The organism is Salidesulfovibrio onnuriiensis, from assembly GCF_008001235.1.
Classification (GTDB): Bacteria; Desulfobacterota; Desulfovibrionia; order Desulfovibrionales; family Desulfovibrionaceae; genus Pseudodesulfovibrio; species Pseudodesulfovibrio onnuriiensis.
Genome location: NZ_CP040751.1, coordinates 3,024,954 through 3,050,565, shown reverse-complemented (window position 1 = coordinate 3,050,565; position 25,612 = coordinate 3,024,954). Strand labels below are relative to the sequence as shown.

The following is a 25,612-nucleotide window of genomic DNA, read 5'->3' as shown; positions in this document are numbered from 1 at the left end:
TGCCGAAAGGCGTGGGACCATAAGCGGAGAAGTGGCCGAGCTGGCTGAAGGCGCACGCCTGCTAAGCGTGTATAGGGGAAACTCTATCGGGGGTTCAAATCCCCCCTTCTCCGCCATAAGAGAACAAAGGGCTTGTGAGAGATCACAAGCCCTTTTGTTTTGCCGTTTCACAGGTTCGTTGTGCTAGGCCGGGAGCGAATCCTTTCGCCACCAGATCATGGCCGAGCGCACGTCTCGCCGGAATTCGGGCTTCCCCTCGTGAATGCCGAGCATTTCGTCCAGGGCTTCGCGGACGAGCTGCTGCTGGTCGGCGGAAGAGATGTACAGGGCCTCGGTCCAACACTGCACCGCGTCCTCCATGTCGGCGTAGCGGGTCACGTGCTGCTGGGGAATGATGGAGACGTCGGGATAGATCCGAAGGGAGTTCAGGAGGTTGACGAGATAGGTGTGGTCCGGGCCGGCAATGAACTCCTCCCCGAAGAGCGTGGGCCAGAAGTGGTCGTAGCCAAAACATTCCCTGCCCGCGAACCAGAACAGGCACACCGCCTTGCGGGCGAGCGAGTGCATGGTCCGCAGGCTTTCGCCGAGGTCTTCCATGAGCAGGGAATAGGAGGAGAGGAGCAGGTCGTGGGGGGCGATATCCCCGTCCTGCAGGGCCGTATCCCAATCCTTGTTGATGCAGCGGATGTTGGTCACCCCCTGCCTGTGCGCGTTTTCCCGAAGCTGTTCCAGCATGCCTGCGGAAGGGTCCAGGGCCGTGACGCTCTTGGCCTGCTTGGCCAGGGGAATGGCCAGGTTCCCCGGGCCGCAGCCTATGTCCAGGATGGTGGTTTCGGCGTCGATGCCGATCTTTTCGAGAATGGCCTCCACCCGGCCCGCGGCGCCGTTGTCCATGGCGCTGAAACGCTTGGCGCGCTTGTCCCAGAAGGCGGGGCGGCTGGAACGGCGCGCGGTTATGGAAGACTTGGCATAGGTCCTGGCCCATTCCAGGCTCCAGTCGATGTTTTCGGGGGGGAAGGGCATTCCCGCGTTCTTGTTGTTCATGCGTTGACCTCCGTATCTCCCACATGCCGGGGGAGCACCATGCTGGTGGATTCCCAGCGGTGGACCCGGCACATGTCCGCGTAGATGTCGTCCAGGATCATGTCGCACATGATTTCCCGGGGTTTTCCCTGAGCCACGAAGCGTTGCTTGTCGAGCACCACCACGCTGTCGCAGAACCACAGCACGTGGTTGGGGTCGTGGGTGCAGGCCACGATGGTGGTGCCCTGGGCCGCTATCTGGCGCAGGATGTTCATGACCTTGATCTGGTTGCTGAAGTCCAGGGCCGACGTGGGCTCGTCCAGGAAGAGCAGCGGGGTTTCCTGGGCCACGGCCCGGGCTATGAGCACCATCTGTCGCTGGCCGCCGCTCAGCCTGCTGTAGGGCTTTTCCGCCAGCTCGGTGATGCCGATGAGTTCCATGGCCTCGCGCACCTTTTTCTTGTGCCGGGCGGCGACGCCGAAAAGCGAGGAAAGGTGGGGCGAACGGCCCATGAGCACCACGTCCTTGACCAGGTAGGGGAACGGCGGCTTGTGCTCCTGGGGGACATAGGAAACCATGCGCGCCATCTGGCGGATGGAGGCCTTTTGGATGTCCATGCCGTCCATGCGCACCGATCCCTTGTTGTGGCGCAGAAACTTGAGGCAGCATTTGAAGAGCGTGGTTTTGCCGCACCCGTTGGGCCCGAAGAGTCCGCAGATCTGGCCGCGCTCCACATGGAAGCTGATGTCTTTCAGGATCGGCGATTCCCTGGAGTACCGGAAGCTGAGATCGTTTACCTGCAGCATGTCATCCTCCGAAGGCGGATTTGCCCTTGCTCCGCAAGAGATAGATCAGGTAGGGCGCTCCCAGGATGGAAGTGATGATGCCCACCGGGATTTCCGTGTTGGTCAGGGTGCGCGCCAGGGTGTCACAGACCACCAGGTACATGGCCCCCAGGATCGATGCCCCGGGCAGCATGAAGCGGTGGTCCGGGCCGAGCAGCATGCGGGCCGCATGGGGCATCATGAGCCCCACCCAGGCGATGATGCCCACGATGGAGACGGACAGGGCGGTCATGAACGTGGCCGCGAGAATGAACAGGGCCTTGTACTTTTCCGGATTCACCCCGAGGGTGCGTGCCTCCTCGTCCCCCATGGAAACGATGTTCAGCTTCCAGCCCAGCAGGCACAGGACGGCCGCGAGCAGGAGCACCGGAGGCAGGACCAGGGCCACGTCCTTCCAGACCGCGTAATAGAATCCGCCCATGAGCCAGAACACGATTTCGCGCAGGGCCGCGTCTGCGGCCGTGTACTTGAGGATGGAGACCAACGCGGCAAAGATGGAGCCGATGACCACCCCGGCCAGGATGAGGGTCACCACGGGCGTTTCCCCGCGCACGCGGGCCAGCGCATAGGCCCCGAACACGGCCAGGACCGAAAACAGGAAGGCCGAGACCTGGAGCGGGAGCAGGAAGGACTGCAGGACGATGGCCAGCGTCGCGCCAAAGGCGGCTCCGGAGGATGCCCCGAGAATGTATGGCTCCACCAGGGGGTTGCGGAAGCAGCCCTGGAACACGCCGCCCGAGGAGGCCAGTGCCGCGCCCACGCCCACCGCGAGCAGGGTCCGCGGCAGGCGGATGTCCCAGACCACGGTGTTGTGCAGCTTGTTCAGGGCTTCCACGTCGCCGCCGGGCAGCAGGTGGGCCCGCAGCACGGCCAGCACGTTTTCCAGGGTGAGTCCGAAGGGGCCCATGACCACGGCGGTCATGACCACGCCCGCGAGCAGGGTGAGGAGCAGGCCCAGCACGAGGGCCTTGCGTCCTTCCCGGAAACACACTGCGGATGCGGGGGCCGTCGCGCGAATGCCGTTTTCGACCATGTCAGACATGAAGGCCTACCATTGTTCTTCCACGGTCCAGTCCAGCCATTGCGTGGTGCGCAGGCCTTCCGCGGTCTTTTGGTCCACGCCGTAGACCTTTTTGTAGAATTCCAGCACCCATTTGTGGATGGAGATATCCTTGAACAGTTCAGGATGCACCGCCTTGGCCATGATCATGATTTCGATGGGGTATTCGAGCCGTTTGGCGCAGTTGCACGGGGTCCAGGGCAGGGCCACCACGCGGTGGTTCTTGACTGCGCTCAGGCTGGAAAGCTTGCTGTAGTAAGGGGCCGTGTAGAGCTCCTTGGGCGGGTGGTATCCCCAGGCCGTGGGCAGGATGACGACGTCGGGATCCATGGCGAAGACCTGTTCGATGTTGACGATGGAGAAGCTGCCCGATCCCTCGAAGGCGTTGCGGCCTTGGATGATGTCCTCCACAAAGTAGGATTCGATGGTGTCCCGGCCCTGGGCCGTGCCCGCGCCGCCCTCGCCGCGCGCCTTGGGGCTCAGCCCGAAGAGCAGCACGCTCGGCCTTTGGTCTGCGGGGACCCCGGCGGTGCGCTGGCGCACCATGCCCACGATCCCCTCCAGGTAGGCCGCCAGCTGCCGGGCCTGTTCCTCCTTGTTGAACGCCTTACCCACGATGCGGATTTCCTCGCTGATGTGCTCCACGGTCGGATCGCAGAATGTGGACGGTCCGTTGAGCACCACGAGGGGGATGCCCATGGCCTCGATCATGTTCATCTGGCGCTGGAGGATTTCGCTGTCGCCCATGGAGTAGCAGGAACCCACGCGCATGAAGACGAGGTCGGGCCGGAGGGCGGCCAGTTCCTCGAAGTTGGTGGATTGCCCATAGGTTGCCATGTAGGGGACATCGCGCAGGCGGGGATTCAGGTAGCCCACCGGGTTCATGCCGTCCACGTAGGAATATTCCTTTCCGTCGGCGGTGGGGTAGGAGTATTTGAAGACTTTCACCGGGCAGTGGGAGCCCACGGCAATGACGGCATCCTGGACGCCCAGGGCGGTCATGACTCCGGCGCTGAGGCCGTCGTCGAGGGTGACGACGCGTTCGGGGCTTGCGGGTATGGTCACCTGCTTGCCGCGCATGTCCGTTATGGTGCGGGTCTCCGCCGCCGCGGCGGGGCAGGCGAGGAATAGGAACAGCGTCAATGCCAGGATGCGGCCGGAAAGCCGTTTGAGGAAAGCGGGCATGGTGGTACTCTTTTGCTGAAGATTTCTTTTTTGTGCCACAAAATATGATTGGATAACACAAATATACCGGGGCAAATACAGTGTCAACCGACCTGGATAAATGGCGGGACAAGTCGTCTCTTTCATTGAAAATCGTGGTTCAAAAGGGTAGAAACCTGATTCACACGCAGAATCAACCCATGAGGAGTTTCCATGTTTTCCCCGAGCACCATGATCAAGGACCTGGGCCTGCTGCGCGAGAAGAAGCCGCTCGTGACCAACATCACCAACTACGTGGTGACCAACAGCACCGCCAACGCCCTGCTGGCCATCGGCGCCTCGCCGATCATGACCCATGCCGTGGAAGAGGTGGAGGACCTCGTGAACATCAGCAACGCCCTGGTCATCAACCTGGGCACGGTGGCCCGCACCTATCTCGAGGCCATGCCCGTGGCCTGGGCCGCTGCCAACAGGAAGGGCATCCCCGTGGTGCTCGACCCGGTGGGAGCCGGTGCTTCCCGCGTGCGCACCGAGCAACCTGTGAGCATGCTTTCCAGGTACAAGCCCGCCATCGTGCGCGGCAACGCCTCGGAGATCATGACCCTCGCCGGTGAGGCCGGGGCCGCCAAGGGCGTGGACAGCACCATGGGAGCCAGCGAGGCGGAGATTGCCGCAAAGGTGCTGGCCGGGGTGCACAAGTGCGCCGTGGTGGTCAGCGGCGAGTTGGATCTGGTCACGGACGGCGACCAGGTGGTGCGCGTGGCGGGCGGAAGCCCCATGATGCCGCTGGTGACCGGGCTGGGCTGCACCGCCAGCGCCCTGTGCGGGGCGTTCGCGGCCGTGAGCGCCTGTCCCTTCGAGGCGGCCGTGCACGCCATGGTGGCCATGAAGGTGGCCGGGGAAATGGCCGCCGAGCGGGCCCAGGGGCCGGGCACCCTGCAGCTGCACCTCTATGACGCCCTGTATTCCATGGGGGCCGCCGACATTGAAAAGCGCATGCGCGTAACGGCCTGATCCCTGTCCCGGGCCGGCTTTTCTTGATTTCTTTTCCCGCCTGAGCGTATAGATGGAATAGGGAAGTGCAAGGTATTGTTCTTGCACGATTCTTTCGGGCTGGAGAAACGGCGGCAAATAATTCCCATACCAGGGCGGCTTATCGGCAATGATACCACACGCACAACTCGACTACCTGCGCGACGTGCAGCAGACCTTTGCGCACGGGTCGGGACGCCTCGACGTCATCGAGGTCTTTTCCATGATCCTGGCCTTTGTGGTGCCCTTGGTTTCCCTCGCGGCCCTGTGGTATTACCGACGCTATCTCTGGTTCCTCCTGGTGCGCCTCCTGACCCGCATGTTTTTGGGCAAAAGCCAGGGGATCATCGAGAATTACCTGGTTTCCAAGGGCGTGGTCATGGAGGTTTCCATCCTGGAGGAGGACGGGACCGTGGGCAGGAATGTTTGCTTTGCGCGCATCGAAACCGTGCTGAACGGCAAGCTCATGCTCCAGTTGGTCAAGGCCGCTCCCACCAGGGTGGACCTGCGGGGCAAGCGGGTCATCTGCTTTGTGAAGCAGTTCGCCCTGCGCGGGAAAAAGTACAACTCCTTCGTCACCTATATCCACAGCTTCGAACGCAAGGGCACGGTGCTCAAGAAGATGGTGCTGCTCACGCCCATGCGCTACCGCTTCATCATCCGGCGCAGGCATGTGCGCAAGCGGGTCAACCGGCCGGACATCATCCGCATCAAGGCCTGGGATATTGCCAAGCGGCATTTCTTTCATTCCAAGAAGCCGGACCTGTACAGCGTGCCGGATCCCGCGCGCTATGAGGGAAAGACCTTTCTCGAGGTGGGCAACATTTCGGCGGGCGGGCTGCGCCTGTTCGTGCGCAATCCGCGCGGCCACCTGCCTTCCCTGCGCGTCAACGACCAGCTTGTGCTGCGCATCAGTCTCAAGGACCCGGGAAGCAGGCAGTTCTTCTACTTCACGGTCATCGGCACCATCCGGAGCCGTTTCAGGGCGGATGGGAATTGCATCGGCCTGGGCCTTCAGTTCACGGCCCTGGGCGAAAAGATGGTCGACGGAACCGGACGGTTCAGCTGGAGCAGCGTTTCCGGCGAGATCAAGGCGCTGGATCAGTTCCTCAAGAAGTTCGAATAGAAAAAGGCGGCCGGAGCCGCCTTTGTTGTTTCGGATGGATTACTTGCCTTTCCGGCAGTCGTCGCAGATACCGTAGAGGTACATCTTGTGGCTGGAGAGTTTGAAGCCGTGCTTTTTGGCGATCTCCTCCTGCCGTTTCTCGATGGTCGGGTCAAGAATCTCGATGTTCTTGCCGCAGACCGAGCAGATCAGGTGATCGTGGTGCTCCTTGCCGTAGGAAATTTCGTAGCGGGTGACGCCGTCGGCAAAATCAAGAGGCTCCACCAGGTCCGCCTCCACCAGCAGCTTGAGGGTGCGGTAGACCGTCGCCTGGCCCACGGAAGCGTCGCGCGCCTTGACCTTGGCGTAGAGCTCCTCCGAAGACAAGTGGGCCTTTTGCTTGATGATCGTATCCAGAATGAGGCGGCGCTGGGGCGTGGCCTTGAGGTTCATTTCAGCGAGATATTCGTTGAAGACTTCTTGAGGATTTTTCATATTTCTGCATCCGGTTTGTTTAAATCAAGTATTTCAACAAATACGGGAGCAGGTCTATAGTGTCAATGGAAATCATTCTCATTTATTGCCGACCCCGATCCTTTCCTCTTGTTACGGGATGGTTTGTGCTTGACAGCCGGGACTTTCTGTACAAGATAATGCACCTCGACCGCGCGGCGGGATGTCCGAGTCCGGTTTAAGGAGGCGGTCTTGAAAACCGTTGACCCTTCACGGGGTCCGTGGGTTCGAATCCTACTCCCGCCGCCATTTTGCATTCGATACTGTCCAGCACAGTTTGAAAAGCCCCTGCAAGTCAGGGGCTTTTGCGCTTCGTGCTGGCGGGTCCTGTTGGACTCAGTTCTTTTTGAACAGGACGTCCGTCTTGAAGGGGTGAATCTCTATGGCCTTTGCCTTCTCTATAACCAGGCGATTCTTGTTGTGGCCGTTGCCTTTTTCTATCCTGAAATAGCTGATGTTCTCCTGCATCTGCCGGGCGCGTTCCGTGAGGTTTCCGGCGGTGGAGGCCACCTGTTCCGCCGTGGAGGCGTTCTGCTGCACGGCGGCATCCGTGTCCTGCACGGCGTGGGTCACTTCCCGGATTCCGTGGTCCTGGTCCCCGGTGGCCTCGGAGATTTCATGTATCAGTTCGGCCGTCTTCTGGATGTCCGGCACGATCTTCCGGAGCAGGCCTCCCGCCTCCTCGGCCACGGCCACGCTGGACGAGGAGAGCTCGCTGATGCCTGCCGCGGCCTTGCCGCTGCGTTCGGCAAGCTTGCGCACCTCCGCAGCCACCACGGCAAAGCCCTTGCCCGCCTCGCCGGCCCGGGCCGCCTCGATGGCGGCGTTGAGCGCCAGCAGGTTTGTCTGTCGGGCGATTTCCTCGATGATGGATATTTCCTCGGCAATGCGTTTCATCGCGTCCACGGTCTTTTCCACGGCCTTGCCGCCTTCCCGGGCGTCCGAGGCGGCCTGTGATGCCACGGATTCAGTCTGCCGGGCGATCTCGGCGGTCTGCTGGATTCGGGAGGACATCTGTTCCATGCTCGAGCTCACCTCTTCCAGGCCGGTGGCCTGGTCGATGGCGCTTTGGGACAGGACGTCGCTGGCCTCGGAAAGCTGCCTGCAGCCTCCGGCCACATCCTTTGCAATGGTCTGCAGGGAGCCGAGCACGACGACAAGCCGGTCGGCCATTTCATCCATTGCCCGCATGACCAGCCCCATTTCGTCGCTGCGCGTTTCATGGCTGATGTTCTGCAGGTCGCCGTCCGCTATCTGGGTGGCTATCCTGGAGCAGCCCTGGATGGGCTGGAGGATGGACCTGTGGAGCACCCAGAGGATGACGGCCAGTGGGATGGCTATGACGGCCAGGAGCCCGAGGGCAATGAGCCACATGACGTTGGAGATGAGCGATTGTTGCGCGGTAATGTCCTGGGAAAGGACAATTGCGCCTATGGGGGTTCCCCGGTAGTCCTTGATGGGGAAGGCTCCCACCCCGTGATTGCCTTCCACGGCAAAGGTGGCGTCTTTCATTCCCTGGGAGAGCAGGGCCGGGGTGGCCAGTTCCCTGGCCTGGGCGTTTTCGCGGCCGTAGACCAGCACGTAGGCTTCGTCCTTGACCGGATACTTGTCCGGATCGCGGAGCTGTGTGGTGATGGAGAGCAGGTCGGCGTCCATGTACAGGAGGGCCTTTATCTCCCCCGATGTCTCCATGGCCTTGAGGATGGTGGAAAAGTCTATGAGCACCTCGACCGAGCCCAGGTGGGTCCCGTCCGGTCCGGTGACCGGGGCCAGCCCCCGGATGGTGAAGCCGCCGCGTCCGGGTTCGATGCCCTGCACCGGCTGTCTGTGGCTGTTGACGTCGAGCACGGTTTTCCGGAAGTCCGAAAGGTCGTCGGAAACGTCGACCCACACGTTGTTCCGCTTGGCCTGCTTGTCGCGCCACATGCGCGCGAGGCTCCTGGCCGAGGGCAGGTGGAAGTGCAGCCGGAACTTGTCACCCGTCATCTTCTGATACCCCGCAAGCACCGGGGCGAGCCGCTGGCGGAGAACCTCCCTGGCTTCCTGCGCCCGGGGGTCGTTTTCATCGTTCATGTCGCCCTGGCGGGCTATTTCAAACGCCTCGACCACGGCGGGCATTTGGCTGAAAAGTGCGGCCTGTTGCAGGGCGTTGCCCGACATCTGGTCTATGGATTCCCGGGTGTCGTTCATCTTTCCTTTGACGAGCAGGGAGATGAAGGACTTTTCCAGGGATTCGAATTCATGCGTCAGGCCGAAATATCCCGCAACCGCCATGACGACCGCCATGACGATGAGCGGAAGCAATATCTTTCCTCGGATACCCATACCCCGCCTCCTGATCCTGTCAGTTTCCCTCGATGGTATATTGGTTATCCTATTGGGAGAAAGGGACAATTATAAATGCCAGGATCAAAAGAAGGGAAAGGGGGATTGTGGGGAGGAGGGCAGCCCCGCCCCCCTGAACGCGGTGGAAGAGGGGGACGGGGACGTCCGGAAACGGCGCTATTTCCGACGCTGCTAGATCATCATGTTGGAGATGACGCCCATTCCTGTTTGGGAACTGAGCACATCTTTTGCGAAGTCATAGGTCTGGGACATGCCGGTCTTGTCGGACCCGCCGCCCTGGTTCATGTAGTCCAGCGTTTTGCTGACCAATGCCCCGTCGAAGGACGCCTTATCCACCGGAGCGGGGCTGCTTCCACTGTTGTTCATGTAATCCAGGGTCTTGCTTACGAGCTGGGCATCAAACATCTGTTGGCCCAAGCTCGCTCCGCCGACCCCGCCTGAGATAGTGTCCATAATCTACCCTCCCGGTCACAGGTCGGAAATAACGCCTATCCGTTATATCGACGGATTCCTGAAATTCTTTAGTGCAGGGCGTTGAAAAAAGCGCGTCTGTGGCGTTGTTCCATAAAAATCAACGAACTCGCGCAGCTTGGAGTACGTGCTGGTCGGGAAGGTTGGTTGCTGCCTGGCCTTGTGCAACCTTGAGCGGCCCCGTGCAAATGGACTTTCGTGTGGGATGACTTATCTTGTAGGGATAAAGGAGAAGCCATGACCCATTTGCCCCTTGCCATAGCGGCCACGGCCATAGGCATTGCCACAGGCGTTCTGCTGGCCAAGGTGTTCCGGAAGCATTGCAGCCCGTGAATGCTCATGTACGGCTCGGTCGGAGCCGGGATAGGGGCGTACTATCTGTTGAAGTGGCTCTTTGGCTGAGCAGGAATGGGGTTCGGGTTGGAATGTTTCCCTCCGCTTGTCCTCCACCGGTGCAGCTAAATATTGTGCCTTGATTTTTGCTCGAATTGTGCTACTATTTTGAATTTAGTAATATTTGGAATTCGATATTACGTTCCGACTCTGTTTGGTAATAGTCATTTATTTCCAATAAATTATTCTATTTTCCCCTCTTCTGAAGGAGGTCTTTTGAGACCTGGCCCTCCTTGACACGATCAATTCTATCTGCTTATCTCACGCCCTTAGTGTTACGTATTACTAATTTGTAATACTTGCTACACGAGTATTGCGACGATTTCCTGAGATGAGGGAGGCTTTGATTGGGAAATCGGGGCAACGAGCGCTCCTGGTGGTGTGCCTGGGGCGGACCATAGTTTTGTGTTTCCCAAAACAAGGAGGGTAACATGGCTAAAGTGGGCGTGTACGTCTGTCACTGCGGCTCGAACATTGCCGGAGTGATAGACGTGGAAGCCGTGCGCGCGTTTGCGGAAACGCTGCCGGACGTTGTCATCGCCAGAAAGGACCTGTTCATGTGCTCGGACTCGGGCCAGGAGCAGATCAAGCAGGACATCCGTGACGGATTGGTGGACCGCGTGGTGGTCGCCGCCTGCACCCCCCGGACCCACGAGCCCATTTTCCGGGCCGCGTGCGAAGCCGGCGGGCTGAACAAGTATCTCTTTGAAATGGCCAACATTCGCGATCAGGCCAGCTGGGTTCATCCGCACGACCCGGAAGGGGCCACGGAAAAGGCCAAGCTGGTCGTTGCCAGCGCCGTCGGCAAGGCCAAATTCCTGCAACCGTTGGAAGACAAATTCGTGAACGTCACCGATGCCGCCATGGTCGTCGGCGGCGGCGTGGGCGGCATTTTCGCGGCCCTGGAGCTGGCCAACATGGGCCACAAGACCTACCTGGTGGAAAAAGAGCCCAGCATCGGCGGCATCATGGCCATGCTGGACAAGACCTTTCCCACCAACGACTGTTCCGCCTGTATCCTGACCCCTGTCATGGTTGACGCGGCAGCGCATCCGAATATCGAAGTCATGACCTATTCGGAAGTGGTGGGCCTGGACGGCTACATCGGCAACTTCACGGTCAAGGTCAACCGCAAGCAGTCCTACGTGGACTGGAACAAATGTACCGGCTGCGGAGCATGCGCGGAAGCGTGCCCCGCAAAGGCCGGCGACGAGTTCAACCAGGGACTCAACGACCGTCCCGCCGCCTACATTCAGTTCCCCCAGGCCGTTCCCAAGAAGGCCGTCATCGACATGGAGTCCTGCATCAACTGTGCGGGCCGCAAGATCGGAAGCGAGCCCAAGGTCAGCAAGAAGACCGGCCAACCCATGCTCGCCCCGTGCGAAAAGGCCTGCCCCGCGGATGCCATCAACCGCAGCCTGGCCCACGACCCCGCCGGAAGCATTGAAGAAGTCAACGTGGGCTCCATCGTGGTGGCCACCGGCTACAAGGTCATGGAAAAGGAATCCTTCAAGGAGATGGCTCCGGAATCGCCCAACGTGGTCACCGCGCTTCAGCTGGAACGCATCATCTCGGCCACCGGTCCCACCGGCGGCAAGCTGCTGCGGCCCTCGGACAACAAGAAGCCCAAGACCATCAACTTCGTCTCCTGCGTGGGTTCGCGGGATGAAAAACACCATACCCACTGTTCGCGGGTCTGCTGCATGTACATGATCAAGCAGGCGCGTTTGATCAAGGAAAAATACCCGGACATCAATATCTACATGCACTTTATTGATGTCCGCACCGCCGGCAAGGACTACGACGAGTACTACACCGGCGCGCGCAAGATGGGCATCAATATCCTGCGCGGCAAGGTCGGGGGCATGGAAATCCTGCCGGACGACCGCGTGCGCGTCCTGGGCTTCGATATGGACCAGCAGGAACCCGTGGAGATCGAATCCGATCTCGTGGTGCTGGCCACCGCCATCGAACTGCCCAAGTCCGCCACCACCCTGGGCCAGACCCTGGGCCTGCAGTTCTGTGGTTCCGGTTTCTTCCGCGAACTGCATCCCAAGCTCGGCCCCGTGGAAACCAGCACCCGAGGCCTCTACCTCGCCGGTTGCTGCCAGGGGCCCAAGGACATTCCCGACACGGTCTCCCAGGCCAAGGGCGCTGCCGCGGCCGCCGCGGTTCCGCTGGCGCAGGGCCGGGTCAAGATCGAGCCCATCCTTTCGGAAGTGCAGCCCGAGAAATGTTCCGGCTGCGGCATCTGCGTGCCCCTGTGCCCGTATAACGCCATCTCCCTGAAGGAGTGGGGCGAACGCCCCCGTGCGGAAATCGACATCACCCAGTGCAAGGGATGCGGTGTCTGCACCACTGCCTGCCCGTCGTCGGCCATCAGGCTGCACGGCTACGAAGAAGACCAGATCATGGCCCAGATCGCGGCCCTGACCAGCTAGGAGGATGCCATGTCGCTCAAATTGAAGAAAGAGAACATCGACGAGGCCGTCCGGACCATCATGGAACTCGGCGGCAAGGGTATCCTGAACTGTGTGCAGTGCGGCGCGTGCTCGGCCGTGTGCCCGGGCGTCAAGGCCGGGTTCCCGGTGCTCTGCCGCCTGCTCATCAAGAAGCTCACCACGGGGCAGCTCGAGGAGATCATCGAGGAACCTTCCAGCTGGGGCTGCCAGGCCTGCAACCGGTGTACGGAAGTATGTCCGCAAGGCGTGCGGCCACAGGAAGTGGTTTTCGCCTTCCGGCGTTACCAGGCCAACGAGATGGCCATCTCCACTTCCACCACCACCAGCCAGATGAACTTCTACGAGACCGGCCATGCCGTGTACACCGAGTCGTCCAAAGAGCTGCGCAAGCAGGTCGGATTGCCCGAAGCGCCGCCTACCACGGTTTCCGATGCACAGGGTCTCAAGGAAATCCAGACGCTTCTGGAAAACAGCCCCATGGGCGAACTGGGCTTCTTCTAAAGGAGAGAGGGCAAAAATGGAAAAATTCGGACTGTTTCTGGGATGCAACATCCCGTTCAAAGCACCTGACATAGAACAATCGTTCCGGCAGGTCTTCCCGGTTCTGGGAGTGGAGCCCGTGGACATCGAAGGCGCCACCTGCTGCCCCGCGTGGGGCACTGCGCCGTCCTTCGACCTGACCTCCTGGTGCGCCATATCCGGCCGCAACATAGCATTGGCCGAGGAAAAGGGCATGGACCTCATGACCGGCTGCAACTCCTGCTTCGGCGTGCTTTCCGAGGCCAAGCACTTCCTTGAGGACAAGGAACGGCGGGCCGGGGCCAACAAGCTGCTGGAAAAGGTCGGCCGCGAATACAAGGGCACTTCGGACATCTACCACGTGACCCATGTGCTGCACCGCACCATCGGCACGGACAGGATCCGTGAGAGCGTCAAGTTTAACCTGGAAGGCATGCGTTTCGCCACTCAGGCCGGCTGCCACCAGCTCTGGCCCTCGGACGTCTACAAGGTCAGCGAGGAGAACCCGTTCTTCCCCACCATGCTCAACGAGCTGGTGGAGGCCACCGGAGCCTCGGCCCCGCATTACAGCCGCGCAGAAGCATGCTGCGGCATGGGCGGCATGCGCTCCACGGACGTGGAAAAGTCCCTGAAGATATTCAAGGACAAGCTCCTGTCCATCAAGGAGGAAACCGATCCGGACGCCGTGGTGACCACCTGCTCGTCCTGCTTCCTGCAGTTCGACCAGGCGCAGAAGATGCTCCGGGACAAGGGCGAGATCGATTTCGAGATCCCTGTGCTGTACTACACCCAGCTCCTGGCCCTTGCCATGGGCTTTGACCCGTCCCAGGTGGCTGCCGTGAGCACCACAGACCGGGCCGCGGTCATCGCTGAAATTCAGAACCCTGCGCGCCAGGCCAACTAGGAGGGCAGCATGGAATTCACACCGAATATCGTCGGATTCGCCTGCCAGTGGTGTACCTATGCGGGCGCGGACCTCGCGGGCAACCTGCGCTGCAAGTACCCGCCCTCCATCAAGCTCATCAAGGTGCCCTGTTCCGGGCGCGTGGACCCGTCCTTTGTCTTTGACGCGCTCGGCCGGGGCGCGGACGGCGTGTTTGTGGGCGGCTGCCATTTCGGCGACTGCCACTACAAGACCGGCAACCACAAGACCGACAGGCGCATGCGCATGACCCGCGACCTGCTGCCGCTCTTCGGCTTCGAGCCCGAGCGTTTCCGCTGGGACTGGATCTCCGGCGCGGAAGGCCAGAAATTCGCGGACGTCATGAACGAATACACGGACGTGCTCAAGGGCGTCGGTCCCAATCCGCTCAACGGGAAGGGCGCTCCCTCGCCCGAAGGCCGGGTCAGGATCACCCTGGACGGGGCCCCGGTCGAAGCCGATGCGTCCGTCACCGTGGGGAAACTCCTGGCGGACAAGGGCATCGCATACCTGAAGCCCGAAGCCTCGGCCCGGTTGGAATGTATCCATAACCCCGACTGCCCGGCCTTCAATGTCGTGGAAGTCGACGGGCGGCTCGTTCCCTCGTCCATCGCCGAAAAGACCCGCCTGCGCGACGGCATGGCCGTCAATGTCGCGTCGGATATGGTCAAAAGCGCCTTGGCCGAACGCCGGGACTGGCTGGAAAGCAAGGGCAACTGCCGCATGATCCAGCAGATCCAGGAATTCGTGGCCTGCGAGGCCGCCAACTCAGGCCTAGTCGATCTGGACGAGCGCCTGCAGTGGGACATGGAGGGCTGGGCCTCGGAACCGTCCATTGTCCATGATCCCGCCCTGTGCATCCGCTGCGGCAACTGCGTGACCACCTGCAACGAGGTGCAGCAGGTCGGCGCGCTGGCCATGGACGAGGAAAAGGGCGTGGTCATGGCCGATCCGGGCAAGTGCGTCCGCTGCGGCCAGTGCATCCATGCCTGCCCCATGGCCAAGGAAAGCGACGAGGTTCTGGCCTTCAAGAAACTGTTCGGCTGCTCCTCGTGCACCTATTCCAAGCCCATCGGGGCGATCTCCGAGCAGGATCAGGTCGGCGAGGTCATGGAAATGCTTCGCGATCCCGAACAGACCGTGGTCGTGCAGTTTGCGCCCTCCATTCGCGCGTCCATCGGCGAGGAGTTCGGCATGGAGCCGGGCACCCTGGCCGTGGGCAAGCTGTATTCGGCCCTGAAACAGGCCGGATTCGACAAGGTCTGGGACACCAACTTTACGGCGGACCTGACCATCATGGAGGAGGGCTCGGAATTGCTGCTCCGGCTGGCAAAGGCCGGAGTGCTGGACCGCAACGCCCTGCCGGTGAAGGTGGAGGACGCGGTCTTTGATCACGTCCAGCCCTCCCTGCCGCAGTTCACCTCCTGCAGCCCGGGCTGGGTCAAGTTCTGCGAGACCTTCTACCCGGACCTGAACGGCCACGTTTCCTCGGCCAAATCCCCGCAGCAGATGTTCGGCGCGGTGGCCAAGACCTATGCGGCCAAGGAGCTGAACATCGACGCGGGCAAGATGAAGGTCGTCTCCATCATGCCGTGCACGGCCAAGAAATACGAGTGCGCCCGTGAAGAAATGCAGGACGCCTCCCATCATTGGGGCGGCGACGGCTACCAGGACGTGGACGTGGTGCTGACCACCCGCGAGTGCGCGCGGCTGTTCAAGGCGTTGAACGTGGACCTGCCGTCCATGCCGGACAGCGAGGCCGATCCGCTCATCGGCAAGTATACCGGGGCCGCCACCATCTTCGGGCGCACCGGCGGCGTCATGGAGGCCGCCCTGCGCACCGCATACGAGCTGGTGACCGGGCAGGCCCTGGAAAAACTGGAGTTCGAGCCCCTGGGCACTCTCGACGGGGTCAAAAGCGCCACCGTCGAGGTCGCCGGCATTCCCGTGAAGGTAGCGGTGGCCCATGGGTTGAAGAATTGCCGGGAGGTCTGCGAATCCATCCGCAACGGCGGCGAATTCAAGGACTACCAGTTCATCGAGTTCATGTGTTGTCCGGGCGGCTGCATTGGCGGCGGCGGACAGCCCATTGCCACCAATATCGAGACGATCAAGGCCCGTACGGATTGCCTGAACGACGAGGACAAGAACCTCCCGCTCCGCAAGTCGCACGAGAACCCCGAGATCTCCAAAATATATGGCGAATTCCTGTCCTCACCTGTCAGTCCGCTGGCCCACCATCTCCTGCATACGGAGTATGTGGACCGGTCGTCAGACATTAAGGAATAAGCCACTATCCAGTGCCTGGGCCGGGAATGTTTCCCGGCCCTTTTTTTGTGCCTGTGCAGCGGGCCGGGCTTTCACCGCCGTCCGTCGGTGTTACCCGCAAGCCTGTATCAGCCTGCGTTGTTAGGGCTGTTGGCCTTTGTTTCGCAACGCTTTTCGCCGAAGGCGGCGAGGGGGCGTCATCTCCATTTCGCTCTGTCTCAGAGGGGAATGGTACCCTCGGTTATCGCTTTGTGCATACGAAATTTATTTTATTGCGGGGCTTGTTATTGGAGGGAACGGAACTACAATTATAGTAAAGTAGTACAACACTCCAACGGAGGAGGCCCATATGTGCAAGACCTGCGGTTGTCATCTCGGAAAGGACCGGGTGGTCCACACCCACGCCCATGGCGGCAAGAGCGTCCATGAGCATGAACACGAGCATTCCCACGCCCATGTGCACGAGCACACCCACGAGGACGGCACCACCCATACCCATGAACATTTTCACGCCCATAGCCATTCCCACAGCCACGTGCACGAGCACGGCCCGGAAGGGGAACATGAACATGGCCATGGCGCCCACAGTCACGATCAGGACCATGCCCACAGCAATGGCGACGGTCACGACCACTGCCACGACTAGCATTCCCTGAAGCGGCGGTGTCGGATTTATCCCGATGCCGTCGTCTCAAACGCGGAATCTGCCAGGCACGGGAAACAAAAGGCCCGCCAGGATGGAATGTCCTGGCGGGCCTTTTGTTGTGAAACCGTGGTTGAACTTCTACAAGGGTTCCGTTCGGGCTCTGATTTCTATTCCTTCACCTCGTCCCAGAGGGCGTTCATCTGGTCGAGGTCCAGTTCGGAAAAGACCAGGCCGCGTTCTTCGGCCAGGGCCTCCATCTTGGCGAACCTGCCCAGGAATTTCTGGTTGGCGAAATCCAGGGCCGCATTGGCCTTGATGCCCTTGCGGCGGCCCAGTTCAACGAGCGTGAACAGATAGTCGCCGAATTCCTGCTCCGAGGCCTGCTCGTCGCCCGAAGCCAGCGCTTCCCGCCATTCATCCCATTCGGACCGAAGCTGCGTTTCCACGGCTTCGTCGCTTTGCCAGGTGAAGTGGTTGCGCGCGGCCTTGGAATTGATGCGGTAGGCGCGCAGGAGCGGCGGTAGCCCCTTGGGCAGGGAGTCGAACACGCGTTTCCTGTCGGTGCCCTCGTTTTCCCGGCGTTTGGTCTGTTCCCAGTTGTCCCAGAGCTGCTCGATGTTTTCGAATTTCTTGTCCCCGAACACGTGTGGGTGGCGGCGGATCATCTTGGCCGCGCTGTAGCGCATGCTTTCGGAAAGATTGAAATGGCCGCTTTTGGAGTAGAGCGTGGCCATGAACAGCAGGATGAACAGGACGTCGCCCAGTTCTTCGCGGGCCTCGGGGATGTCCTCGGCGCGGACGCCTTCGATGAGCTCGAAGGTTTCCTCGGCCAGGTAGTCGCACAGGCTTTTGGGGGTTTGTTTCCGGTCCCAGGGGCAGCCCTCCGGGCCCAGCAGTTTTTCAATGACCTCGAGAAGCTCGGAGAGCGCCTCGGCGTGGGTGGCGTGTATCTCATTCATGGATATGTGTACCTCGTCTGGATATCAAAGTGAAACGGGGACCTAGCTCGGGTCCCCGTTGATGGTTTCATCTATGGCTTCCGCGGCCTCGTCCGCCTTTTTTTTGACGGCCTCCCCGTCCGGCAACCCGAGCTCGTCGAGTTTTTTGCCTATGGAGGAGGGCTCAAAGTCGGACAGGGCCTTGAGCGCTGGCTGGGCATACGGAACGATGGTTGATTCTTGCATGAAGCTTGCATTGGGAAAATAGTTCTGCATCAGGAGCAGGGCCAACAGGGCGATCAGCACGCCCTCGGCCGCGCCGAAGACCGCCCCGGCGGTCCTGTCGAGCCAGCCCAGCAGGGCCAGTTCCAGGAATTCGCGGATGAGCTTGGCGATGATCCAGCAGATGAGCAGGATGCCGACGAAGATGAGCACCGTGCTCAGGGCCCAGACCGTGGTCTCGTTGCCGATGTAGAGTTTCAGGTGCGGTTGCAGGAGGTAATTGTAGCGCGACGCCACGAAGTAGGCCAGACCTATGGAGGCCAGGGAGAACACCTCCTTGACGAATCCGCGCAGGAACCCGCGGACCAGAAAGAGGGCGGCGACAATGATGAGGATGATATCCAACAGATTCATGATAGTCCTTTTCGGTGGTTGTGACGGTTGTTACGTCCTCGAAAGCACCTAGCAGACTGATGGATAAATGTGAACAATGCAACATTGATTTTCTTGTTCGAGCCAGAGACCCGTGGAAGCTTGTGTCGGCAGGAAAACTCGGATAATTGTGTTTCGGATCGCCGGTTTGGCGCATCTTGAACAGGAGGTCTCATGGAAGTTACGGAAACTTCGTTTCCCGGGTTGCTGGTGTTCGAACCAAAGGTGTTTCGGGACAACCGGGGTTTTTTTCTGGAAAGCTATAACCGGGACGCCTTCCGGGAAGTGGGGGTGGACGCGGATTTTGTGCAGGATAACCATGCGTATTCCCGGGACGTCGGAGTGCTGCGCGGTTTTCATTTTCAGGCTCCTCCCTTTTCCCAGGCCAAGCTGGTCTGGGTGACGCGAGGCGCGGTTCTGGACGTGGTGGTGGACCTGCGCAAGGGCGCTCCCTCTTACGGCCAGGTATACTCAATAGAGCTCAGCGCCGAGAATTTCAGGCGCATGTTCATCCCCAGGGGATTTGCCCATGCCTACCTGACGCTCGCGCCCGATACGGAATTTTTCTACAAGGTGGACGCCCCGTATTCGCCGGAGCATGACTCCGGGCTCAGGTTCGACGACCCGGGCATCGGCTTTGACTGGAAACCGTTTCTGAAGGGGCGCACGCCGATCCTTTCGGAAAAGGATACCCGGCTGGGGCTGTTGGCGAATTTCGATTCCCCCTTTACCTATCTAGGAGAATAGGCCGTGGTTGATGCAGGAAAAGAGAAAAGGCTCCCGGTGATACCCGATTGTCACGCCATCATTCTGGCCGGAGGCTCCGGCACCAGGCTGTGGCCCCTTTCCCGAAACCTGCTGCCCAAACAGCTGCTGGCCCTGGACGGGAGCGAAACCCTGCTGCAGCAGACCGTACGCCGTACCCTGGGCCTTTTCCCGCCCGAGCGTATCTGGGTTGTCACCAACGAGGAGCATGTCTTCGAGGTGCGCAAGCAGGTCCGGGAGGTGAATGAGGCGCTGCTGGAGAATGTTCTGGCGGAACCCCTGGGCCGCAATACGCTTCCTGCCACCATGCTGGCCATGGACCGGATCGTGGCGCAGTCCCCCGGGAGTCTTGTGGCCGTATTTCCCTCTGACCACCTTATAGCCGAGAACGGGGCCTGGGAACGGAACATGGTCAAGGCCGGGGAAATGGCCGCCAAGGGGTACATGGTCACCTTCGGCGTGGAGCCGTCCAAGCCCGAGACCGGCTACGGGTACATCGCCTTGGGCAAGAAGATCGCCGCAGGGGTCTTCGAGGGGACGGGGTTTGTGGAAAAGCCCGATTTCACGCTGGCCAAGCGCTACCACAAGGACGGCAGCCACTATTGGAACAGCGGCATTTTTATTTGCGGGTGCGAGACGTTTCTCAAGGCGGTTTCCCAGCATCAACCCGACCTGTGGGCCTGGTGGGCCGCGCGGGAGGAACGGCCCCTGGACGAGGGGTACCGCGCAATTCCCGCCATCTCCATCGACTACGGCATTGCGGAAAAGATCGGAAACATGGCCGTGGTCAAGGCCGGTTTTGGCTGGGAGGACCTGGGCAGTTGGGAGGCCATGTACCGCCTCGGCGCCAAGGACGGGGACGGCAACGTGATTCAGGGCGACGTCATGGCCCTTGACTGCCGCAACTGCCTGCTCGTTTCCCAGGGCAGCACCCTGGCCGTGGTGGGGCTGCAGAACATGATCATGGTTCAGACCCGGGACGCCACGCTGACCTGTCCCATGCCCCACGTGCAGCGCGTCCGCGAGATCGTGGACAGGCTCAAGGCGCAGGGGAGTGCTTTGGTGGAAAGCCATCCGCTGGTCAACCGGCCCTGGGGCAGCTACATCGTCCTCGAGGAAGGGCCCGGCTACAAGATCAAGCGCATCGAGGTCGTTCCCGGCGCCCGTCTGAGTTCCCAGATGCACCACCACCGAAGTGAGCATTGGGTGGTCATCCAGGGCACCGCGGAAGTGGAGGTCGGCGGCAAGGAGCAGATCCTGGTGGAAAACCAGTCCGTCGACATTCTCAAGGCCACGCAGCACCGGCTGGGAAATCCCGGCAAGGTTCCCCTGGAGATCATCGAGATCCAGAGCGGCCCGTACCTGGAGGAGGACGATATCGTCCGATTCGAGGATGTCTATGGCCGCACCGAAGGCTGACACATTTCTTTGAAATGGACTTGAAAGAGCCTGTTGTTCGTCGGAATAACAGGCTTTTTTGCGTCTGAATCATTCGTGAAATTTTTCATATGTGCTTGACATGGAAAAGAAAAACGACGTAAGCATGCGTAGTTCTATGGTTTGATTAATTTCATTAACTTTAGGAGTGATGGGGCGAGGTTATGGAGGAAAGAAAAATGTCCGGAAGGTGTGGAGGCGTTCTCCCGTTCTTCATCGGATTCCTGCTTAGCTGCATCCTTGGTTGGGCGATCATTCCGCCTCTGTTCTATACAGATGTGGAGCAGCCCGTAAGGTTCAGCCACAAGGTCCACGTGGAAGGGCAGGAAATGGACTGTGACAGCTGTCACTTTTTCCGGGATGACGGTTCCTACGCCGGTTTCCCGACCAACGCGCAGTGTGCGGAATGTCACGCTGTGGACGAACCCGAAGTTGTTGTCGAAGCCATACGTGGTGTGGTTGGCGAAGACGGCAAGCTCGAGGACATCCTGAAGCTGCCGGTGGACGACATGCCGGAAGAGCTGACCGGACTGGTGCAGAGCGGCGAGGAAGCCGGTGTGAAGGCGGAACTGGACTATCTGGTCAAGTTCGCCATTCAGGGCAAGGAAGTTCCCTGGCTGAACTACCAGTTCCAGCCGGACAACGTTCTCTTTTCCCACAAGGCGCATGAAGGTCTGACTTTTGAGATGCTTAAGGAAAAGCATGTCGACCTGAGCGGTGTTGTTGATGAAAAGGTCCTGGAAGAGGGCGGCGACTACAACTGTAGTCTGTGCCACCTCAAGGGCATCGAAACCAACGACACTCCGCCCGCTTTCCAGCGCAATGTCCTGACCACATACAGCAAGATGACCATGAAGATGTGGCAGTGTGAAAAGTGCCATGCCCAGATGGGCCAGGTAAACGCCTGCTACACTTGTCATAAGTAAAAAGGGGTGTCTCAATGGGTTTTGATCGCAGAACATTCATACAGTTGTCTGTAGGCGGCACCGTTGGCATCCTGTTCACTCCGGTGCCCTGGAAGATCGCCGACGACGTGTCCATCTGGACGCAGAACTGGCCGTGGATTCCGAAACTGAAATACGGCGAGCAGCTTGATAAGCCCGCCGTTTCCAAACTGTGCGATTCCGGCTGTGCCGTGAAGGTCCGCACCGTTGCCGGCAACGCTTTCGGTACCGAAGGCAACGTCGACAACCCGCTCAGCAAGGGCGGCATCTGTCCCATCTGTGCCAATGGCGTGCAGGTGATGAACAGCCCCAACCGCGTCAAGGGCCCCATGAAGAAGGCTGGCGAAGGGTTCGAGGCCATCTCCTGGGACGAAGCCCAATCCCTGCTGGCCGACAAGCTGGCTGCGGCCGGCGGCAAGGTTGCCGTCATTTCCGGCGACCAGACCGGTACGGCCAACGAAGTGTTTTCCGGCTTTCTGGCCGGGCTGGGCAGCGAGGATTACTTCCAGATGCCCTGCGACATGCAGGCCGCCAGCCGCGCCTACAACGGCGTCATGGGCGGTTCCGGAATGCCCGGGTACGACTTCGAGAACGCGGACTACGTGCTGCTCGCCGGCGCGGACGCTCTCGAATCCTGGGGACCGACCGTCGCCAACATGAAGGCTTTCTCCGCCTCCTCCGCAAAATACGTGTTCGCCGGTCCGATGCAGACCCGCACCGCGTCCGTCACCAATAAGTGGGTGCCCGTGCCGGAAGAAGGCATGGCCGCCTTCCTCATGGGCATTGCCTACCACGTGCTGCAGGCTGGAAAAACAGCCCCTGTGGCGGATTTCGCCCGCTTCAGCTCCGTGGTCAAGGACGGTTTTGCCCCTGCCAAGGTCGAAGCGGCCCTGGGCATCAAGGGCGCGGTGACTGCGGCCTTGGCCAAGGAGCTCATGGCGGCTTCCAGGCCGGTGGTCGTTCCCGCGGGACTTTCCGTGGCGGTGGCCAATGCGGCCTTTGCCCTGAACCTGCTGCTGGGCGGCGGCATGGTCGCCGTTCCCGAATTCCCCAAGGCCATCGATTCCGCACTTTCCGTTGCCGAACGCATGGAAAAGGATCTCCTGGCCTGGATCAAGAAGGGATCCAGCCCCTCAGTGGCCCTGGTCTACGAGGCCAACCCGGTCTACGTGCTTCCCGAGGAACTCAAGGCGGACTTCCTGGTCAGCTTCAGTTCCGTCTGGGACGAGACGTCCGCCAAGGCCGACCTGGTGCTTCCCGCGGCGTTCACCTATGAGCGCTTCGACGACCTTCAGTCCCCTTACGGCGTGGCCAAGCCCGTGTACACGGCAGGCGTTCCGGTCTCCAAGAAGTTCCTGAATGTCGCAGCCCCGGCCGACTTCATTCTCGGCCTGGCGGCCAAGATGGATATCGACCTCGGTTTCGAAACCTTCGGCGAAGTGATCGCCGCCAAGGCAGAAGCCGTGGGCGCAGATTATGACGAGGAAGTGGGCGGCCTGTTCGAGGGCGAAGCCGGAAGCGCCGACGCGGCGACTCTCGGCGCATCGGTCCTGGCGCGCTCCGCAACCCCGGTTCGCGGCACCGGCTCCGTTTCCCTGGCTCCCTACAGCCAGCTCGTCATCGGAAGCCAGAACGTGGCCACCACGCCCAACGCTCCGTGCGTCATCGGCAACAGCCAGCTCGTGGGCAACACCATGGTTGCCATGATGTCCGGTATGACCGCCCAGAAGCTCGGCGTCGCGGAAGGCGACAAGGTCAAGCTCTCCGGCGGCAATGGCGAAGCCGTTGCCCTGGTCAAGCTCAACGAAGGCGTCCTCCCGGGCGTTGTGGCCGCACCGCTCGGTTTCGGCCATACCGCAGGCGACGAATTCTCCAAGGGCAAGGGCGATAACGTGTACAAGATTCTCACGGTCCGCTCCGAAGCCGCCACCGGCGCGAGCGTCTGGAACGGTTCCACCGTGAACGTCGCCAAAATGTAGGGGATTACGTCATGCAAACAAAAGAATTCAAGATTAAATGGGGCATGGTCATCGACATTGACAAGTGCACCGGCTGCGGCGCCTGCATGGTCGCCTGCCAGGTGGAGAACAACATTGCTCCGATGACCGGCAAGGACCCGTATAACCATGTCCAGGCGCTGACCAAGGACAGGGACGACGCCAGCAACAAGCTGCGGACCCTGACCTGGATGAACCTCTATGAGCTGTCCAACGGGAAGAATTTCCCGGACCACGAGGTTGCCTATCTGCCCAGGCCCTGCATGCAGTGTGAGAATCCCGCCTGCGTGCCGGTCTGCCCGGTGGTGGCAACGGACAAGAACGAAGAGGGCGGCATCGTCAGCCAGATCTACCCGCGCTGTATCGGCTGCCGGTACTGCATGGCCGCATGCCCGTACCACGCCCGTTACTTCAACTGGTGGGATCCCCTTTACCCGGAAGGCATGGACAAGCAGCTCAGCCCGGCGGTCTCCCCGAGGCCCCGCGGCGTTGTCGAGAAATGCAACTTCTGCCACACCCGCTACCAGGAAGCCAAGGATCTGGCCCGCCAGAACGGCGAGGACCCGAACAACCTGCCCGACGGCGCCTACGTTACCGCATGTACCGAGGTCTGTCCCACCGGCGCGATCACCTTCGGCGACCTGAACAATCCCGAGCACGAAGCGCACAAGCTGGCTCACGGCCCCAACGCCTTCCGCCTGCTTGAAAAGCTCGGTCTCGGACCGCAGGTCTACTACGTTTCCAAACGTGAGTGGGTCCGCAAGCAGGGTGACAACTACAATGCTGGCGACAAGCACTAGGAGGAGCGACAATGGATAGCAAACTCTTCCCCGAAGGCGTGCAGCGCTGCTCTTTCGGTCAATTCATGATCTGGACCGCCGTGATCCTGGCCTTCTTCATGTGGGGCCTGTATGCGGCAGTCTTGGTCCTGTACAACGGCATCGGCACCACCGGCCTGGACAACTACTTCGGGTTCGGCCTGTGGATCACCTTTGACCTTGCGGTCATCGCCCTGGGCGCCGGTGCGTTCTTCACCGGCTTCCTGAAGTACATTCTCAAGATCAAGCAGCTTGAGAAGATCATCAACCTGACGGTTATCGTGGGCTTCATATGCTACTCCGGCGCCATGCTCGTGCTGACGCTGGACATCGGCCAGCCGGGTCGCGCATGGTTCGGCTACTGGCATCCGAACGTCCACTCCATGCTCACGGAAGTTATCTTCTGCATCACCTGCTACTGCACCGTACTGGTCATCGAGTATGTCCCGCTGATCCTGGAGCAGAAGCAGCTGAACAAGATTCCCTTCATCCACGCTCTCGCGCACAACATGCACGTGAACATGGCCCTGTTCGCAGGGCTGGGCACCTTCCTGTCCACCTTCCACCAGGGCTCCCTGGGCGGCATGTACGGCGTGCTCATCGGCCGTCCGTACGCCTTCCGTGAAGGCTTCTTCATCTGGCCCTGGACCTTCTTCCTGTTCGTGCTTTCCGCCGTGGGTTCCGGCCCGGTCTTCACCGTGCTGATCTGCACCTTCATGGAAAAGCTCACCGGCAAGAAGCTCGTGGAATTCAAGGTCAAGGCTCTCATGGGCAAGATCGCGGGCACCATGCTCACCATCTACATCTTCCTGAAGATCCTGGATACGTGGGCCTGGGCCACCGGCTACCTGCCGTCCGTGGGCCTGACCTTCGACGACATGTTCTACGGCCTGGCCTACGGCAAGTGGATGATGTTCACCGAGATCGTGCTTTGCGGCGTGCTTCCGGCCATCATGCTCATCGTCCCGGCCATCCGCAATCGTCCGGGCCTGCTGTACACCGCAGCGCTGCTGGACTGCATCGGCGTGACCATCAACCGTTACGTGTTCACGGTCCAGAGCATCGCCTTCCCGGCCATGCCCTTTGACAAGTGGTTCGTCTACTACCCGAACTGGGTGGAATGGGCCTCTTCGATCATGATCGTGGCCTACGGCTTCCTGGTGTTGAGCCTGTCCTACCGTTACCTGCCGGTCTTCCCGCAGGAACACAAGCTCAACTACAAGTAAGTCGGGCACACTCCTGAAGTTCAAGGGCTCCGCTTCTGGCGGGGCCCTTTTTTGTTGCCCGATT

22 protein-coding genes and 2 tRNA genes are annotated in these 25,612 nt (G+C 60.5%); 15 read left to right on the top strand and 9 right to left on the bottom strand.

The genetic code is table 11. The features are described from left to right. Window positions 1-25 precede the first annotated feature (25 nt). Window positions 26-116, top strand: a tRNA-Ser gene (locus FGL65_RS13895). A gap of 67 nt (window positions 117-183) precedes the next feature. Here the strand turns inward: FGL65_RS13895 and FGL65_RS13890 are convergent. Genes FGL65_RS13890 through FGL65_RS13875 form a run of 4 tightly spaced genes read right to left on the bottom strand, consistent with a single transcriptional unit; the run spans window position 184 to window position 4,113 of the window. Further along, window positions 184-1,044 carry a class I SAM-dependent methyltransferase gene (locus FGL65_RS13890; protein ID WP_147821879.1) on the bottom strand — a complete coding sequence of 287 codons (861 nt, stop codon included), beginning with the start codon at window positions 1,042-1,044 and terminating at the stop codon, window positions 184-186. After that, entirely contained in the window at window positions 1,041-1,829 is a 789-nt protein-coding gene (locus FGL65_RS13885; RefSeq protein ID WP_147821878.1) for an ABC transporter ATP-binding protein, read from the bottom strand. Before FGL65_RS13885 ends, FGL65_RS13890 begins: the two co-directional genes overlap by 4 nt. Window position 1,830: 1 nt before the next feature. Then, window positions 1,831-2,910, bottom strand: coding sequence for a FecCD family ABC transporter permease (locus FGL65_RS13880; protein WP_147821877.1), 1,080 nt, complete (start codon window positions 2,908-2,910; stop codon window positions 1,831-1,833). Between the two features lie 6 nt (window positions 2,911-2,916). Beyond that, on the bottom strand, window positions 2,917-4,113 hold the full coding sequence (locus FGL65_RS13875; protein ID WP_222705768.1) for an ABC transporter substrate-binding protein: 1,197 nt from the start codon (window positions 4,111-4,113) through the stop codon (window positions 2,917-2,919). A 192-nt stretch (window positions 4,114-4,305) separates the two neighbouring features. Here FGL65_RS13875 and thiM point away from each other — a divergent pair, with 192 nt between their 5' ends. Both thiM and FGL65_RS13865 read left to right on the top strand, forming a co-directional pair. Continuing rightward, window positions 4,306-5,106, top strand: coding sequence for a hydroxyethylthiazole kinase (gene thiM / locus FGL65_RS13870; RefSeq protein WP_147821876.1), 801 nt, complete (start codon window positions 4,306-4,308; stop codon window positions 5,104-5,106). A gap of 148 nt (window positions 5,107-5,254) precedes the next feature. Continuing rightward, on the top strand, window positions 5,255-6,250 hold the full coding sequence (locus FGL65_RS13865; protein WP_147821875.1) for a PilZ domain-containing protein: 996 nt from the start codon (window positions 5,255-5,257) through the stop codon (window positions 6,248-6,250). Window positions 6,251-6,289: 39 nt separating this feature from the next. Here the strand turns inward: FGL65_RS13865 and FGL65_RS13860 are convergent, their stop codons facing one another. After that, on the bottom strand, window positions 6,290-6,724 hold the full coding sequence (locus FGL65_RS13860; RefSeq protein WP_147821874.1) for a Fur family transcriptional regulator: 435 nt from the start codon (window positions 6,722-6,724) through the stop codon (window positions 6,290-6,292). 175 nt (window positions 6,725-6,899) lie between these two features. Here FGL65_RS13860 and FGL65_RS13855 point away from each other — a divergent pair. Further along, window positions 6,900-6,991: transfer RNA gene (locus FGL65_RS13855), tRNA-Ser, on the top strand. 87 nt (window positions 6,992-7,078) lie between these two features. Here FGL65_RS13855 and FGL65_RS13850 read toward each other — a convergent pair. Continuing rightward, entirely contained in the window at window positions 7,079-9,067 is a 1,989-nt protein-coding gene (locus FGL65_RS13850; RefSeq protein ID WP_147821873.1) for a methyl-accepting chemotaxis protein, read from the bottom strand. Window positions 9,068-9,259: 192 nt separating this feature from the next. Beyond that, window positions 9,260-9,541 (bottom strand): hypothetical protein, encoded by a 282-nt coding sequence (locus FGL65_RS13845; protein WP_147821872.1) that lies wholly within the window; start codon window positions 9,539-9,541, stop codon window positions 9,260-9,262. Window positions 9,542-10,383: 842 nt separating this feature from the next. Between FGL65_RS13845 and FGL65_RS13840 the strand changes: the two genes are divergently transcribed. The 5 genes from FGL65_RS13840 (at window position 10,384) to FGL65_RS13820 (ending at window position 16,769) form a co-directional block, all read left to right on the top strand. Then, window positions 10,384-12,393, top strand: a complete 2,010-nt coding sequence (locus tag FGL65_RS13840; protein ID WP_147821871.1) for a CoB--CoM heterodisulfide reductase iron-sulfur subunit A family protein — start codon at window positions 10,384-10,386, stop codon at window positions 12,391-12,393. Window positions 12,394-12,402: 9 nt separating this feature from the next. Further along, the gene (locus tag FGL65_RS13835) at window positions 12,403-12,915 is read left to right on the top strand and encodes a 4Fe-4S dicluster domain-containing protein (RefSeq protein ID WP_147821870.1); all 513 of its coding nucleotides are present in this window, start codon (window positions 12,403-12,405) and stop codon (window positions 12,913-12,915) included. Window positions 12,916-12,931: 16 nt separating this feature from the next. Continuing rightward, window positions 12,932-13,837 carry a CoB--CoM heterodisulfide reductase iron-sulfur subunit B family protein gene (locus tag FGL65_RS13830; protein ID WP_147821869.1) on the top strand — a complete coding sequence of 302 codons (906 nt, stop codon included), beginning with the start codon at window positions 12,932-12,934 and terminating at the stop codon, window positions 13,835-13,837. A gap of 9 nt (window positions 13,838-13,846) precedes the next feature. After that, window positions 13,847-16,144: a [FeFe] hydrogenase, group A gene (locus tag FGL65_RS18540; protein WP_187170394.1), complete on the top strand. Its 2,298-nt coding sequence runs from the start codon at window positions 13,847-13,849 to the stop codon at window positions 16,142-16,144. 328 nt (window positions 16,145-16,472) lie between these two features. Next, complete coding sequence (locus tag FGL65_RS13820) at window positions 16,473-16,769, top strand: hypothetical protein (protein ID WP_147821868.1); 297 nt, start codon at window positions 16,473-16,475, stop codon at window positions 16,767-16,769. A gap of 167 nt (window positions 16,770-16,936) precedes the next feature. On the opposite strand, the gene mazG is transcribed toward FGL65_RS13820, so the two are convergent. Both mazG and FGL65_RS13810 read right to left on the bottom strand, forming a co-directional pair. Then, window positions 16,937-17,728, bottom strand: a complete 792-nt coding sequence (gene mazG / locus FGL65_RS13815) for a nucleoside triphosphate pyrophosphohydrolase (RefSeq protein ID WP_147821867.1) — start codon at window positions 17,726-17,728, stop codon at window positions 16,937-16,939. 42 nt (window positions 17,729-17,770) lie between these two features. Continuing rightward, complete coding sequence (locus tag FGL65_RS13810) at window positions 17,771-18,343, bottom strand: CvpA family protein (RefSeq protein WP_147821866.1); 573 nt, start codon at window positions 18,341-18,343, stop codon at window positions 17,771-17,773. 192 nt (window positions 18,344-18,535) lie between these two features. Here FGL65_RS13810 and rfbC point away from each other — a divergent pair, with 192 nt between their 5' ends. The 6 genes from rfbC to qrcD all read left to right on the top strand — a co-directional run bounded on the left by rfbC (window position 18,536) and on the right by qrcD (window position 25,548). Then, the gene (rfbC, locus tag FGL65_RS13805) at window positions 18,536-19,108 is read left to right on the top strand and encodes a dTDP-4-dehydrorhamnose 3,5-epimerase (protein WP_147821865.1); all 573 of its coding nucleotides are present in this window, start codon (window positions 18,536-18,538) and stop codon (window positions 19,106-19,108) included. Window positions 19,109-19,111: 3 nt separating this feature from the next. Beyond that, a complete protein-coding gene (locus FGL65_RS13800; protein ID WP_250645496.1) occupies window positions 19,112-20,545 on the top strand; it encodes a mannose-1-phosphate guanylyltransferase/mannose-6-phosphate isomerase in 1,434 nt (477 codons plus the stop codon). Window positions 20,546-20,742: 197 nt separating this feature from the next. Then, the gene (locus FGL65_RS13795; protein WP_250645495.1) at window positions 20,743-21,489 is read left to right on the top strand and encodes a cytochrome c3 family protein; all 747 of its coding nucleotides are present in this window, start codon (window positions 20,743-20,745) and stop codon (window positions 21,487-21,489) included. Between the two features lie 14 nt (window positions 21,490-21,503). Beyond that, window positions 21,504-23,486, top strand: coding sequence for a menaquinone reductase molybdopterin-binding-like subunit QrcB (gene qrcB, locus FGL65_RS13790; protein ID WP_147821863.1), 1,983 nt, complete (start codon window positions 21,504-21,506; stop codon window positions 23,484-23,486). An 11-nt stretch (window positions 23,487-23,497) separates the two neighbouring features. After that, window positions 23,498-24,304, top strand: a complete 807-nt coding sequence (gene qrcC / locus FGL65_RS13785; protein WP_147821862.1) for a menaquinone reductase iron-sulfur cluster-binding subunit QrcC — start codon at window positions 23,498-23,500, stop codon at window positions 24,302-24,304. An 11-nt stretch (window positions 24,305-24,315) separates the two neighbouring features. Beyond that, entirely contained in the window at window positions 24,316-25,548 is a 1,233-nt protein-coding gene (gene qrcD, locus FGL65_RS13780) for a menaquinone reductase integral membrane subunit QrcD (protein WP_147821861.1), read from the top strand. The last annotated feature ends 64 nt before the right edge of the window (window positions 25,549-25,612 follow it).

Coding starts and splice junctions, on each gene's coding strand:
- FGL65_RS13795 (WP_250645495.1), top strand. CDS start 20,743: ATGTCCGGAAGGTGTGGAGGCGTTCTCCCGTTCTTCATCGGATTCCTG.
- FGL65_RS18540 (WP_187170394.1), top strand. CDS start 13,847: ATGGAATTCACACCGAATATCGTCGGATTCGCCTGCCAGTGGTGTACC.
- FGL65_RS13835 (WP_147821870.1), top strand. CDS start 12,403: ATGTCGCTCAAATTGAAGAAAGAGAACATCGACGAGGCCGTCCGGACC.
- FGL65_RS13885 (WP_147821878.1), bottom strand. CDS start 1,829: ATGCTGCAGGTAAACGATCTCAGCTTCCGGTACTCCAGGGAATCGCCG.
- FGL65_RS13840 (WP_147821871.1), top strand. CDS start 10,384: ATGGCTAAAGTGGGCGTGTACGTCTGTCACTGCGGCTCGAACATTGCC.
- FGL65_RS13850 (WP_147821873.1), bottom strand. CDS start 9,067: ATGGGTATCCGAGGAAAGATATTGCTTCCGCTCATCGTCATGGCGGTC.
- FGL65_RS13875 (WP_222705768.1), bottom strand. CDS start 4,113: ATGCCCGCTTTCCTCAAACGGCTTTCCGGCCGCATCCTGGCATTGACG.
- FGL65_RS13845 (WP_147821872.1), bottom strand. CDS start 9,541: ATGGACACTATCTCAGGCGGGGTCGGCGGAGCGAGCTTGGGCCAACAG.
- FGL65_RS13880 (WP_147821877.1), bottom strand. CDS start 2,910: ATGTCTGACATGGTCGAAAACGGCATTCGCGCGACGGCCCCCGCATCC.
- FGL65_RS13860 (WP_147821874.1), bottom strand. CDS start 6,724: ATGAAAAATCCTCAAGAAGTCTTCAACGAATATCTCGCTGAAATGAAC.
- FGL65_RS13820 (WP_147821868.1), top strand. CDS start 16,473: ATGTGCAAGACCTGCGGTTGTCATCTCGGAAAGGACCGGGTGGTCCAC.
- rfbC (WP_147821865.1), top strand. CDS start 18,536: ATGGAAGTTACGGAAACTTCGTTTCCCGGGTTGCTGGTGTTCGAACCA.
- thiM (WP_147821876.1), top strand. CDS start 4,306: ATGTTTTCCCCGAGCACCATGATCAAGGACCTGGGCCTGCTGCGCGAG.
- FGL65_RS13890 (WP_147821879.1), bottom strand. CDS start 1,044: ATGAACAACAAGAACGCGGGAATGCCCTTCCCCCCCGAAAACATCGAC.
- FGL65_RS13810 (WP_147821866.1), bottom strand. CDS start 18,343: ATGAATCTGTTGGATATCATCCTCATCATTGTCGCCGCCCTCTTTCTG.
- qrcB (WP_147821863.1), top strand. CDS start 21,504: ATGGGTTTTGATCGCAGAACATTCATACAGTTGTCTGTAGGCGGCACC.
- FGL65_RS13830 (WP_147821869.1), top strand. CDS start 12,932: ATGGAAAAATTCGGACTGTTTCTGGGATGCAACATCCCGTTCAAAGCA.
- FGL65_RS13865 (WP_147821875.1), top strand. CDS start 5,255: ATGATACCACACGCACAACTCGACTACCTGCGCGACGTGCAGCAGACC.
- mazG (WP_147821867.1), bottom strand. CDS start 17,728: ATGAATGAGATACACGCCACCCACGCCGAGGCGCTCTCCGAGCTTCTC.
- qrcC (WP_147821862.1), top strand. CDS start 23,498: ATGCAAACAAAAGAATTCAAGATTAAATGGGGCATGGTCATCGACATT.
- qrcD (WP_147821861.1), top strand. CDS start 24,316: ATGGATAGCAAACTCTTCCCCGAAGGCGTGCAGCGCTGCTCTTTCGGT.